The organism is Kribbella jiaozuonensis, from assembly GCF_005233875.1.
Classification (GTDB): Bacteria; Actinomycetota; Actinomycetes; order Propionibacteriales; family Kribbellaceae; genus Kribbella; species Kribbella jiaozuonensis.
On record NZ_SZPZ01000001.1, the window covers coordinates 679,637 to 692,087 of the forward strand.

9 protein-coding genes are annotated in these 12,451 nt (G+C 67.2%); 4 read left to right on the top strand and 5 right to left on the bottom strand.

Going from position 1 to position 12,451, the window contains the following annotated elements; translation table 11 throughout:
- Positions 1–391: 391 nt before the first annotated feature.
- Both FDA38_RS03305 and FDA38_RS03310 read left to right on the top strand, forming a co-directional pair.
- Entirely contained in the window at positions 392–1,312 is a 921-nt protein-coding gene (locus FDA38_RS03305; protein ID WP_137252567.1) for an ABC transporter ATP-binding protein, read from the top strand.
- Positions 1,312–2,301 (top strand): ABC transporter permease subunit, encoded by a 990-nt coding sequence (locus FDA38_RS03310; protein ID WP_137252568.1) that lies wholly within the window; start codon positions 1,312–1,314, stop codon positions 2,299–2,301. Before FDA38_RS03305 ends, FDA38_RS03310 begins: the two co-directional genes overlap by 1 nt.
- Positions 2,302–2,891: 590 nt before the next feature.
- Here FDA38_RS03310 and FDA38_RS03315 read toward each other — a convergent pair.
- Positions 2,892–5,378: a YfhO family protein gene (locus FDA38_RS03315; RefSeq protein ID WP_170989566.1), complete on the bottom strand. Its 2,487-nt coding sequence runs from the start codon at positions 5,376–5,378 to the stop codon at positions 2,892–2,894.
- A 66-nt stretch (positions 5,379–5,444) separates the two neighbouring features.
- Between FDA38_RS03315 and FDA38_RS03320 the strand changes: the two genes are divergently transcribed.
- Positions 5,445–6,437, top strand: coding sequence for a glycosyltransferase family 2 protein (locus tag FDA38_RS03320; RefSeq protein ID WP_137252570.1), 993 nt, complete (start codon positions 5,445–5,447; stop codon positions 6,435–6,437).
- 19 nt (positions 6,438–6,456) lie between these two features.
- On the opposite strand, the gene FDA38_RS03325 is transcribed toward FDA38_RS03320, so the two are convergent.
- Complete coding sequence (locus FDA38_RS03325) at positions 6,457–7,536, bottom strand: ABC transporter ATP-binding protein (RefSeq protein ID WP_137252571.1); 1,080 nt, start codon at positions 7,534–7,536, stop codon at positions 6,457–6,459.
- Between the two features lie 223 nt (positions 7,537–7,759).
- On the opposite strand from FDA38_RS03325, the gene FDA38_RS03330 reads away from it, so the two are divergent.
- Positions 7,760–8,788, top strand: coding sequence for a LacI family DNA-binding transcriptional regulator (locus tag FDA38_RS03330; RefSeq protein ID WP_137252572.1), 1,029 nt, complete (start codon positions 7,760–7,762; stop codon positions 8,786–8,788).
- Here the strand turns inward: FDA38_RS03330 and FDA38_RS03335 are convergent.
- The 3 genes from FDA38_RS03335 to FDA38_RS03345 form a co-directional block, all read right to left on the bottom strand.
- Positions 8,772–10,550 carry a sialidase family protein gene (locus tag FDA38_RS03335; protein WP_137252573.1) on the bottom strand — a complete coding sequence of 593 codons (1,779 nt, stop codon included), beginning with the start codon at positions 10,548–10,550 and terminating at the stop codon, positions 8,772–8,774. The two genes, FDA38_RS03330 and FDA38_RS03335, sit on opposite strands and share 17 nt — an antisense overlap.
- 136 nt (positions 10,551–10,686) lie before the next feature.
- Positions 10,687–11,382 (bottom strand): snapalysin, encoded by a 696-nt coding sequence (snpA, locus tag FDA38_RS03340; RefSeq protein WP_170989567.1) that lies wholly within the window; start codon positions 11,380–11,382, stop codon positions 10,687–10,689.
- 163 nt (positions 11,383–11,545) lie between these two features.
- Positions 11,546–12,421, bottom strand: a complete 876-nt coding sequence (locus FDA38_RS03345) for an alpha/beta fold hydrolase (protein WP_233714498.1) — start codon at positions 12,419–12,421, stop codon at positions 11,546–11,548.
- Positions 12,422–12,451 lie beyond the last annotated feature (30 nt).

A 12,451-nucleotide genomic window follows, 5' to 3' on the forward strand; every position in this document is an offset into this window, starting at 1 on the left:
CCTTCCGGACGGTTGGTGAGCCGGGTTTCGCGCGTTCAGAGCTCTATGCCGGGCGGCGGCCACCTCCACCACCCACCACGTCCGACCCGACGAACCAGATACACCTAGCAGTCACCCCGGCGAGAGGGCAGATGTCGGCGGCAGCCGGAGTGTGGGTGGGAGCGGGCGGAGTGGGCGCGCTGAGGAGCATCGCGACGAAGAAAGCGGCTGCGCAGCGCGCGTGGGCAGACCACCTCCACCACTCACCACGTCCGACCCTGACGAACCAGTCCCACCAAGCAGTCGCCTGCGTAGCACGCGTGGGGCAGACCACCTCCGCCCCTCAACACGTCAGCGTTTTGCGAACAAACCTGTCAGGCTGTGCGTCTGCTGTCTGACGAGAGGGGTGTGGATGTCCGACGTGGCCATCAGTACGCAGGGGTTGCGTAAGACGTACCGGACCCGGCGGGGGCGCAGGGTTGTTGCGGTCCAAGGGCTTGATCTTGATGTGCCGACCGGTGGCGTGCACGGGTTCCTGGGGCCGAACGGATCCGGGAAGACGACCTCGATTCGGATGCTGCTCGGGCTCGTCCGGTCCGATGCCGGAACGATGACGGTCTTCGGTAAGACCGTGCCGGCACAGCTGCCTGAGGTAGTCGGCCGGGTTGGTGCGATTGTCGAGTCGCCGAAGTTCTTCCCGACGTTCACCGGCCGGAAGAATCTTGAGCTGCTCGCCGAGGCGATCGGCGCCCCGCGCACTCGTGTCGGCGAAGTACTCGAGCAGACCTCGCTAGGTGAACGCGGCAACGACCGCTTCCGCTCGTACTCACTCGGCATGAAGCAACGCCTGGCGATCGCCGCCACGCTGCTCAAAGAGCCTGACCTGCTGATCTTCGACGAGCCGACCAACGGCCTCGACCCGGCCGGTATCCGGGAGATCCGCGAGACCATGCGCGGCCTCGGCGACCAAGGGAAGACCGTCCTTGTCAGCAGCCACATCCTCGCCGAGGTCGAGCAGGTCGCCGACACCGTCTCGATCATCGGCCATGGCCGACTCCTGGCCTCCGGAACGGTTGCCGAGGTCATCGGTGGTGGTACGGCGCCAACGGTGAAGGTTGCTGTGGACAACCACGAGGCCGCGACCCGGATCCTCACCGCAGCCGGGATGACTGTGCGAGCCGATGGCAACTACCTGCTCGTCGAAGGTGCGCCCGACCCGGCCGACGTGACCCGGCGCCTCGCACATCAGGAGTTGTACGTGTCGGAGCTCGTTCCGGTCCGCGCCGACCTGGAGTCGGTGTTCCTGGAGCTGACCGAAGGCGAGGGCTTGTGATGATCCGCCTGACCAAGGTTGAGCTCCGCCGGCTGACCGCACGCCGGCTCACGATGATCGGCGTTGCCGGTCTGTTCGTCATCACCGCGTTGCTGCTCGTCGCTACCTGGTTCGACGCGCGCCCATTGTCCGCGGCCGAACAGCAGCAGGCCGAGCGTCAGTTCCAGTTGGCGCACAAGGACTGGGTCGACCACGCGGCCGAAAATCGGGCGCAGTGCGAGGAGGACTGGAAGACCCAGCCCGATCCGAAGCCGACGCTCGAGGACATGTGCGCCTACCCGGAGCCCAAACTCGAGGACTTTGGCAAGCCGCCGACGGTGTTCGCCCAGGTCATGCCGGACCTGCTGCAAGGGTCGTCGTACTTCTTGGCCTTCGCTGCGTTCCTGATCGGGGCCAGTTTCCTCGGCGCGGAGTTCAGTTCCGGTGCTATCGGCAACTGGTTGACGTTCGAGCCTCGTCGGCTCCGGGTCTATGGGAGCAAGCTGCTCGCGGCCGCGACCGGGTTCGTGCCGATTGCCGCGGTGGTGCTCGCGGTCGTGCTGCTAGGCACGTACTTGATCGTCGACCACCTAGGCGACACAGCGGGTACGACGTCCAAGACTTGGGGAGACCTGAGCGCGATCGGCGGCCGGTCCGTGGTGACGACTGCGTTGGCGGCCGCGCTCGGCTGCGTCGTCGGCCTGCTGCTTCGGCATACCGCGGCCGCGATCGGGTTGGTGATGGCGTACCTGGTTCTCGCCGAGGGCGTGTTCGCCGCGTTCCTCGAGAAAGCCCAGCCGTGGCTCGTGAAGGTCAACTTCGACGCCTTTGTCCGCCACGACGCGCAGTACTACGTCACCGAATGCAAGACCGGCAACGACGGCAGCTACATCTGCGACTACGTCCAAAAGACGCTGACGTTCGAGCACGGCGCCTGGTACCTGGCGATCCTCGCGGTGGTGGCGATCGCACTCGGCGGCTGGGTCTTCCACCACCGAGACGTCAACTAGCCAAGCGCGCGTCAGGTCCTCGCGAGCTGAATGAACGCGTGCGGGGTGGTCCCGCCGAGAGCGCAGCTACGAGAGACGACCGCGCAGCACGCGCGGGGCCGAACCACGTTCACCACCCACCACGCTCGGCCCGACGAAGCAGGCCCACCAAGTAGTCGATGCGAGCGGCAGCTCGCCTGGGCGAACCACCTCCACCACCCGTCACGTGCGACCTCGACGAAGCAGTCCCACCGAGTAGTCACTCCGGCGATGAGCCGGAAGATTCGGGGCGGCAGCCGGAGGGTGGATGGGAGCGTGCGGGGCGGGCGCGCTGAGGAGCGCAGCGACGAAGAAAGCGGCTGCGTAGTGCGCGTGGGACCGACCACCTCCACCACCCACCACGCTCGGGGCTGACGAAGCAGGCCCACCAAGTAGTCGCCGCGAGCGGCAGCTCGCAACCCCGGCGATGAGCCGGAAGGTTCGCCGGCGGTAGCCGGAGGGTGGGTGGGAGCGGGCGAAGCAGGCGCGCTGAGGAGCGTAGCGACGAAGGAAGCGCCCGCGTAGCGCGCGTGGGGCAGACCACCTTCACCACCCACCACGCGTGGGACGGACTACGCGTCAGCTAGTCGCGTGCGGCGGCGTCGGCGTGCGGCGCCTAGGAGGACGATTCCGAGGGTGAGGAGGGCGGCTGCTCCGCCGATTGCCAGGCCTCGACGGAAGCCCGGTGGGATGAAGGTGCAGTCGATGCGGTCCGCGCTGCCTGTCAGCGGTACGGCGACCAGGCCGCCGTAATCGCGCGGTACCTGCGACTTCCCCCCGCCCACCGAGCACATCCACCCGTCGATCTTCGGTACGGCGACCACGGCGTACCCCGTGCTGCCAGGACGCAAAGTCGCATGCAACGCATGCCCGCCGGCCTCCACATCGCTGGCTCCGCTCTCGCGTAGCCGTCGGATTGCCTTGGCCAGGGCCTGGTGGTTGAGACAGCCGATCGCGCTGTGCGGTGGGATGCCCTGCGGGTCCTCGCCGAAGTTGAGTTCGATCAGCACCACCCCGGTCTTCGGGACGGACCCGAGCCCGATCATCGCGCTGCTCGTATTGATCCCCGGCCGCCGCGTCGCGCTCAGTTCGTGCCACTGCCCGTCCGCCAGCCGAGCCCGTCCGCCGACCCGTGGCATGAACAGGTACGCCGACGTACCAGGTGTGCACGCCGCGACCAGCTTCACGTCGCCGGTCTCGAACCGTGTGCCCTTGTACTTCGGTACTTCGTACACCGTGCTCCCGAGCAGCCGCTCCTGGATCGCGTACGCGTTCGGGGCCTCGGTATCGGCCGGGACCGTTTCACCGAGCCGTCGCCGGACGGTGACGAGTGGCGGCGCATCGGACCGGGTGATGTCCGGCTGGCCAGTCCCGACGAGCCGCATCCGCGCCCCGACCGCGAAGATCGCGTCGGTGACCGGGTTGTCGAGGGTGCGCGACGCGCGACCGTACCCGGACCAGCCGAAACCGAGGCTGGTCAGCGTCTCGTTGGTCGACTGCGGCAACAGGCTGCTGTACAGGCCGGCGCCTTGCCCGCCGAGCAACATCGGGTCGTTCGGCGTGATCGACGTACCCGGCTCGGTCCGGTACGCCGGCCAACGGCCCGCCGCCCGAAGCGCGTCGTACCGCGCTGTCTGCTTGTCGTCCCACGCCGCGGCCGACGCGCCGAGCACCCGCCCGCGCCGCTCGTCGGTGACCACCGCGGACCAGGTCGTCTCGACGGCCACAACCGCAAGCAGTGCGGCGAATGCAGCCGCTACCGGCCACTTGACCCGCCGGGTGACAGTGAACCGCCGCAGCGTCCAAATGGTGCCGAACGCAACCAAAGTCGCGACTCCGGACATGATCAGCGCGAACCGCCAGTGCCGGGTCAGCAGCGTGCTGCCGTCGGACAGTACGGCGATCAGCGCCAGCAACGCAGCCCCGCCGAGCAAGGCGATCGGGCCGGGCAGCTTGTGCGACACGGAGACCCACGCGATCACCACGATCACGCCGCAGAGCACGAACGCCTCGCGGTACTGGCTGCCGTTCGGGGTGTCGAACGCGTGCCAGAACTCCTGTGTAGGCGGCCACCTGAACGATAAGGCGATCAGGACGGTCGTAATAACCCAGACGATCTTGGTCAGCCATGGCACGAACTTGTTGAACGGCATCGTCAGCGCGAGCAGCAGCGCAACGGTTCCGACGTACAGGCTGGCCGTTCGCCCGACGCCCTCGGTCAGCGGCAGCAGGCGGGACAGGAAGATGTCCAGCTGGGACGGGTTGAAGATCCCGGACGGGGACGGCGTTGCGGCGCGGTTCGCGGTGATGATCGGTAGCAGGATGGGCGCGACCAAGGCCATGCCGAGCACGAACGAGATGCCGTGCCGCAGGATCGCCCGCAGGCGCAGCGACCATTTGAGGTCGCTGGTGAGCACCCGGGCGAGCAGGTAGATCCCACCCGCGATCGTTGCCATGTAGGCGGTGTAGAAGTTGGACAGCCAGAACAGGCCGACCACCAGCACACTGAGCAGCCGGTTGGTCCGGCGCAGTGACCACTCCGCGACCATGAAGAACATCGGCAGTGCGATCAGGCCGTCCAGCCACATCGGCACGTACGATCCGTCGTCGAGCGCCCAGCCACAGACGCCGTACGAAACACCCAGCATTGCGGCAACCCAGCGGGGGCCTGGACGCATCTTCATCAGTAGGGCCGCCATCGCGGCCCCGGCCAGGCTCAGCTTCAGGGTGGTGATGACGTAGACGGCCAGGTCGATCTGATGGCGCGGGAACAACCCCACCAGCAGGGACAATGGGCTGCCGAGATCGACGCCGAAGTCGGCCAGGAAGCCCACCCCGAAGGCGCTCTGCCAGTTGAACAGCAGGTCACCCTGGGCCCGGCCGTGCAGGACGTCCCACAGGTGGGCGAAGAAGGGGATGTACTGCGTGCCAAGATCGTTGGTACTGCGCGACAGCGAACCGAAGGGATAGGTACCGCGGATGATGCCGGAGGTGGCGAACACCGCCGCCACGACGACGAAGGCGACGACGGCGGGCAGCAGCGCCGAACGTCGCCGCACTGCCCCTGGTGAATCGCCGTCCGCTGAGGCCACCGACCGTTCCCCTGCCCTTCCTGGAAGTTGCGCATGAGCCCGACAACGCGCCTGAGCCTAGTGGTGCCGTGTTACAACGAGGTCGAGGTGGTCAACCGGTTCCACGAGGCGCTCAGCCGCGAACTGAATGCCACCGGCCGTCCGTACGAGGTCGTGTACGTGGACGACGGCAGTAGTGATGGGACGCTCGAGGCGCTCGTAGGGTTGGCAGCCACCGACGACTCGGTCCGTTATCTGTCGTTCAGCCGCAATTTCGGCAAGGAAGCCGCGATGCTGGCCGGCCTGCGGTACGCCACCGGCGACGCGGTCGTGATCATGGACGCGGACCTGCAGCACCCGCCGGAACTGATCGGCCGGATGCTGACGGAGTACGAGCGTGGTTTCGACCAGGTCATCGCCCGGCGGAACCGCACCGGCGACCCGGCCACCCGGACGCTGTTCGCGCGGGCGTACTACTGGTTGATCAACAAATGGGCCGATGTCGAGCTGATGGACGGCGTCGGCGACTTCCGGCTGCTGTCGCGGCGCGCGGTCGACGGGTTGCTCGAGCTGAACGAGTACAACCGGTTCTCGAAAGGGCTGTTCGCCTGGATCGGGTTCGAGTCGATCCTGTTCGAGTACGACAACGTGAAGGCGGCGCCGGACCGCAAGAGCCGGTGGACGTTCCGGCGACTGCTGGAGTACGGGCTGGACGGGCTGCTGTCGTTCAACAACAAGCCGCTGCGGATGGCGATCTACGTCGGCCTGCTGCTGACCGCGGTCGCTGCCGGGTACGCGATCTGGGTGCTCGTGGCAGCGCTCCTGCACGGCGTCGACATGCCGGGGTACGTCACGCTGATCGCGGCGATCACCGGGCTCGGCGGGCTGCAGATGGTGATGCTCGGCGTGATCGGCGAGTACATCGGCCGGATCTATTACGAGACCAAGAAACGCCCGCATTACCTGCTCAAGCAGACCAACATGAACCCGGTGGACCGGCTGAACGAACCTCCGGCCCCGGGCGGACGAACCACCCAGGGCCGGTAGGCACAACTACTGCTGCCGATCAGGCGGTCAGCCGCTCGTCGGTGGAGGTCGAGAACAGGTGCAGCTTGTCCGGCACCGCCGCCAGGCGGACCGTGGAGCCCTTCTCGACCGACATCCGGGCGTCGATCCGGGCGACGATCTGCTGGTGGTCATCGGAGTGCTCGGCGGTGCCGTACAGGTAGGCGTCCGCGCCGAGCTCCTCGACCACGGCGACCTTCACCGGCAGACCCTCGTCGGCGACCTTGAAGGCCTCCGGGCGAACGCCCACGGTCAGGGTCTTGTCGCTACCGGCCTTGGCCAGCACCGAGCGGTCGATCGGAATCGTGTAGTCGCCCAGCTTGGCGCCACCGTCGGTGATGTCCGCGGTCAGCAGGTTCATCGCCGGCGAGCCGATGAAGCCCGCGACGAACTTGTTCTTCGGGTTGTCGTACAGGTTCAGCGGGGTGTCGACCTGCTGGAGCAGACCGTCCTTGAGGACGGCCACCCGGTCGCCCATCGTCATGGCCTCGACCTGGTCGTGCGTGACGTACACGGTCGTGACACCGAGACGCTGCTGCAGTTCGGCGATCTGCGTACGGGTCTGCACCCGCAGCTTGGCGTCGAGGTTCGACAGCGGCTCGTCCATCAGGAAGACCTGCGGGTTACGCACGATGGCGCGACCCATGGCGACACGCTGACGCTGACCACCGGAGAGGGCCTTCGGCTTGCGCTCCAGGTACTCCTCCAGGCCGAGCAGCTTGGCGGCCTCCATCACGCGCTTGGCGCGGTCCTCCTTGGACACGCCCTGCATCTTCAGCGCGAAGCCCATGTTGTCGGCGACCGACATGTGCGGGTACAGCGCGTAGTTCTGGAACACCATCGCGATGTCCCGCTCCTTCGGCGGACGGTGCGTGACGTCGCGGTCGCCGATGTAGATCGAACCCTCGTTGACCTCTTCGAGGCCGGCGAGCATCCGGAGCGAGGTGGACTTACCACAACCCGACGGGCCGACGAGCACCATGAACTCGCCGTCCTCGATCTCGAGGTTGAGCTTGTCGACAGCAGGAGTGTCGGAACCGGGGTAGATCCGGGTCGCCGACTTGAACGAAACAGTAGCCATGACGATTTCTTCCCTTCACCGGCAGGAACGTGCCGGACGATCCGAGTAAAGGCACCCCCGAGGCGGGGGAGTCCGCCTATCCTCGCCTGGCCCGCTCGTCCTGACAAGGTATGCGGCGTGTGACGTGTCCGTTCTGTTCACGTAGTGGACACCCATGCGCAGTCTGCAAGTTCTTGCAGGATCTTGCTGAAAAGTCAGGTTCGGGCTGGGTACAGTGCCGGGCGTGAGTAGCAGAGCGCGGCTGGCGGATATCGCGGCCAAGGCGGGGGTCAGTGAGGCGACGGTCTCGCGGGTACTGAACGGCAAGCCCGGGGTGGCGGACGAGACCAAACAGTCGGTCCTGACTGCCCTCGACGTCCTCGGGTTCGAACGGCCGACCCGGTTGCGGCGGCGGTCGGCGGGCCTGATCGGGCTCGTCATGCCCGAGCTGATCAACCCGATCTTCCCGGCGTTCGCCCAGGTGATCGAGTCGGCGCTGTCGCAGCGCGGCTTCACCCCGGTCCTCTGCACACAGTCACCCTCCGGAGCCACGGAGGAGGAGTACGTCGAGATGCTGCTCGAGCGCGGCGTCTCCGGAATCATCTTCGTCTCCGGCCTGCACGCCGACACCGGCGCGGACCACGCCCGGTACCAGGCGCTGGTCGATCGCCGACTGCCCGTGGTGTTCGTGAACGGGTGGCTGCCGTCGGTCGAGGCGCCGTTCGTGTCCTCGGACGAGTACGCCGCGATGGAGCTCGCGGTCGCGCATCTCGTTGCCCTCGGCCACCGCCGGATCGGGTTCGCGTCCGGGCCGGAGCGGTTCATCGTCGTACAGCGGAAACTCGCCGGGTACCGGACCTCGATGAAGGCGCAGCTCGGGGTGTCGGACGAGGACATCGATCCGATGGTCGCGCTGAGCATGTTCGGCGTCGAAGGCGGCGAGGCAGCCGGCCGGCAGCTGCTCGACGCCGGCGTCACTGCGGTCGTCTGCGGCTCCGACATGATGGCGCTCGGCGTCATCCGAGCCGCCCGCCAACGCGGCCTCGCCGTACCAGGCGACATCTCGGTCGTCGGCTACGACGACGCCCCGATGATGGAATTCACCGACCCCCCGATGACCACCATCCGCCAACCGGTCCAGGCGATGGGCCTCGCGGCCGTGCAGTCGCTACTGGAAGAGGTCCGCGGCCACGCCACGCCCCACACCGAGTTCCTGTTCCGCCCCGAACTGGTAGTCCGGGGCTCGACAGGTCCGGTCAGAAGGGATATCTGAGCCGCAGCCCAGGCGGGGTGGTGGAGTTGGTCGTGTAGATCGACGTGATCTCGGCCGGCGTCAGCGCGCGGTTGTACAGACGGAAGTCGTCGAGCGCGCCGCGGAGATGCTGTGCGGCGTCGAGGCGCTGGCCGAGGTGGATCTGGAACGGTCGCTTCGGACTGACCGAGCCGATGGCGCCGGTGACGGTCGCGGCCGCCGTACCGTCGACGTACAGGGTGAACGTGTTGCCCTGGCGGGACAGCGCGAAGTGGTGCCAGGCCTGGTCGTTGTAGGACTTGGTGGTGGCGAGCGTGACGGCGGTCCCGCCGCTCTCGGCAAGGGCGCGGAGGCGGTTGCTTGCCGGCTCGGCGCGGAGCCAGAGCTGCGAGAAACCATCGCCCTGGTTGTAGGCCCACAGCAGTGGCTGGTCGGCGGTGCTGGCGCCGTACTTGAACCATCCGGTCCAGGTGAAGTCGCCGCTGCTGACCGCGAGCTTCTCCGCGAACGGCAGCTGGACGTAGTCGTCGGTGCCGTCGAGCGAGATCGCCGTACCGAACTTGCCCGCGACCGAGACCGGGCCGCGGAGGTAGCCGGTCAGATTGTTGCCGGAGGCATCAGGTGTGGTGGGTACGCCGGAGGTGTTGCCGTCGGGCAGACCGATATCGGTCTCGGTGAACGTGGTGAACCAGATGTACCCGGTCGACCAGTTGACCGCTCGTTCGTAGACAAGTGCCACGGTGTTGTCGTTGAGCTGGGTCATGTCCGTGTAGGCACACATACCGCCGTAGATCACGGTGCCGCCGCCGGGATCGACCCACTCCGTGCCGCCCTTGAACGTCGACCGAATCGTCAGGTTCTCGCGGGTGTCGCCCAATCGGGTCGGGGATGCGAGTAGGACGCGGTTGTAGCGATCGCCTTGGTCGGTGGCCCGCAGTTCCAGCGTCGACGCCTGCACTGTCGGTACGGCGAGGCTCTGCTCGGCCGCGTCGGCGTGGAACCCGGTGGAGAACGTCTCGCCGGCGTCGCTCGAGATCGCCGAGGCGACCGTCGACGGGTTGGTCCCGCCTTCGTCGCGGGCGAACGCGAAGATCGAGCCGTCGGGTCGCTCGAACGTCGACAACTCCTGGACGCGGAGCGCTGGGTCGGCGGAGTCGTCGTGGGCGCCGAGGTGCCAGGTCACGCCGCTGTCGTCGCTGTAGAGGAGCGCGCCGCCTTTACGGTCACCAGCCGTCGTCGCGTAGTGAGCGCCGACGACGAGCCGATCCGGGTGCGGCCCGCGCCGCAACTGGATGCCATGGGATGGTCCGGTGGCGTAGCTGCTCCACTCCGGCAGTTTCACGCTGGTGGTGATCTCCACGGGCTGTGTCCACGTCGCCCAGTTGTCGTCGCTGTACTGCGCCCACACGGTGTTGTAGTCCCGCGTCGTCAGCAGCGCGATCCGGCCCGTCTTGGCGTCCACGACCGGTGTGGGGTTGTGGGCCGTCGAGCTGACACCTTCATGGACCGCCTGTGGTGCACTCCAGTTCGCACCGCCGTCGGTCGACCGCACCATCACCACGTCGTGTTCGCCGACATCCCCGCACGTCGGCTTCCGCCCCTCGGCGAACAGCACCAAGGTCCCGTCGTTGCCCCGGACCAGCGCGGGGATCCGAAAACATTTGTACGGCCCGGTGTTCGGCGACAGGATCGCCTTCCCCTCGAGACCCACGCCGTACGCCGGACCTGTCAGACAGGCCGTCACCAGCACAAGTAGCGCAAGTACCACCCTCCCGGCTCTCATACCCACCAGTCTTCGGGAGAACGTGCAGGTCAGGCGGGCTCTGGCGGCGTGTCGTAGTACGTCCTATGTCATTCAAGAAAGCTCCGGCCCGGTAACCGTCCCCTGCCGGGCGGCTTCCGGGCCGGAGGTGCGTGGGTTACTTGGAGATGTGGAAGGCGGCCTTGCCTGCTGCGTTGGCGAAGCCGTTGGCCCAGAGGGCGTTGACCTTGGAGCGTTCGGTGGCGTCCGGGTACGGGTTGGTGCAGGACGGGCCGGGGCCGCCGCCGGACATCAGTTCGGAGCACGGGCCGGAGTAGTGGTCGGGCAGGCCGAGCACGTGGCCGGTCTCGTGGGCGGTGATCCGGGTGGAGTCGTACTCCTGGGCCTGGGCGTAGTCGATGAAGACGTAGCCGCTGCCGTGGCCGTCGGTGGACGCGTACGAACCACGCGGGTCGTTGCCCTCGGTGTAGTAGAAGTCGTAGTTGCTGCCCTCGACGAGCTTCACGTTGCTGACGCTCGAGTTCCAGATCGACGAGCTGGACGCGATCTGGGACGCGAAGGTCGGCGCGTCGACGGCGTACGTGACCGTGACCGCGGTGACCTTCTGGCCGGACTTGGCCTGCTTGGCCATCTTGGCGCGGGCGGACTTCATCACGGCGTCGTAGAACGCCTTGGTGGCGGCTTCGTCCTGCGGCGAGCCGACGTACGCCGCGCGGGTGGCGGCGGTGGAGACGTGCGAGCTGTGCGAATCAAGGGCCGGCGCGGCAGTCGAGGGGGACGCTGCGAGCGCGGGCACGGCCAGCGCGGCGGCGGCAAGCCCCGCGAGACTGGTCAGGATACGGCGATGCGACATGGAGGGCCTCACTCCGAATCGGTGGCGGATAGCGACGGGCGGATTACCGATCGCCACCATCGGATGCTCCCAAGCGCCTCGGATTTCCGCATCACATCGCGGAAAACCCACGGGTTAACCCGCGAATCACGGCCGCCGTTCTATGTCGGACATAGCTCCCGGCCTATGAGTGTTCGAGCAGGAACGTGCGCAGATCGGCGGCGAGCTCGGCGGGATACTCACCGCTGATCGCGTGCGACGCGTCCGGATAGAACGCAACGGTCTTCGTGCGCAACGCCCTTTCCGCAGTACTGCGGGCAATCGCGGGCCGATGCATCACCGACCGGCCGGCGATGATTGCGAGCACCGGCATTGGGAGCGCGGACAACTGCTCCTCGGTGATGCGGCGTGGTTGCGGCTGGCGGATCGTGTAGTTCTTCATGCCGGACTCGATCATGTCCGCGACCGGCACGTGCTCCACCGGCTTCCCTCCCGCGGTGTACGAGTTGAACCGGTCCCGCCACGACCGCGGCAGCCACTTCACCGCAGCCGGCAGCGATCGGAGCACGGTCCCGAGCGGAATCCCGTCGTACACGTTGACCGCATCCAGCGTGGTGACAGTCGCAACTCGCTCCGGTCGCCGTACGGCGAGATTCATCGCCGTCCATCCGCCGATCGACAGCCCGAGCAGGTTGAACCGCTTCTCCGGAAGGCCCGCCAGCGTCTGATCCAGCCAGGCCGCCTTGTCCTCGTCCGAGCTGATAGCCGCAGTCTGCACGCTCATCCCCGGCTCACCGAGCAGGTCGATCGCATAGACGTCGGTGATCGCCAGCAGATATTTCAAACAGTCAGCCCAAACCGGCGTCCCGGATGACGTACCGGGCAGCAGGACGAGCGGATCCAGGCCCCGGCCGGCCCCGGCAAACCTGTACACGCGGACGTCGCCGTAGTCGGTGTGCACGTCGTCGGCCGCAGACGGCGCGGGGAGGTCCCGCATCGCAGCGTCGTATTTACGCCGATAGTCCTCGCGCCCGGCGGCGCCGCTCCAACTGCCGATCATGACCTCTCCTAACCGCTTGGTAGGTAATCC

Coding starts and splice junctions, on each gene's coding strand:
- FDA38_RS03310 (WP_137252568.1), top strand. CDS start 1,312: ATGATCCGCCTGACCAAGGTTGAGCTCCGCCGGCTGACCGCACGCCGG.
- FDA38_RS03345 (WP_233714498.1), bottom strand. CDS start 12,421: ATGATCGGCAGTTGGAGCGGCGCCGCCGGGCGCGAGGACTATCGGCGT.
- snpA (WP_170989567.1), bottom strand. CDS start 11,382: ATGTCGCATCGCCGTATCCTGACCAGTCTCGCGGGGCTTGCCGCCGCC.
- FDA38_RS03325 (WP_137252571.1), bottom strand. CDS start 7,536: ATGGCTACTGTTTCGTTCAAGTCGGCGACCCGGATCTACCCCGGTTCC.
- FDA38_RS03335 (WP_137252573.1), bottom strand. CDS start 10,550: ATGAGAGCCGGGAGGGTGGTACTTGCGCTACTTGTGCTGGTGACGGCC.
- FDA38_RS03305 (WP_137252567.1), top strand. CDS start 392: ATGTCCGACGTGGCCATCAGTACGCAGGGGTTGCGTAAGACGTACCGG.
- FDA38_RS03320 (WP_137252570.1), top strand. CDS start 5,445: ATGAGCCCGACAACGCGCCTGAGCCTAGTGGTGCCGTGTTACAACGAG.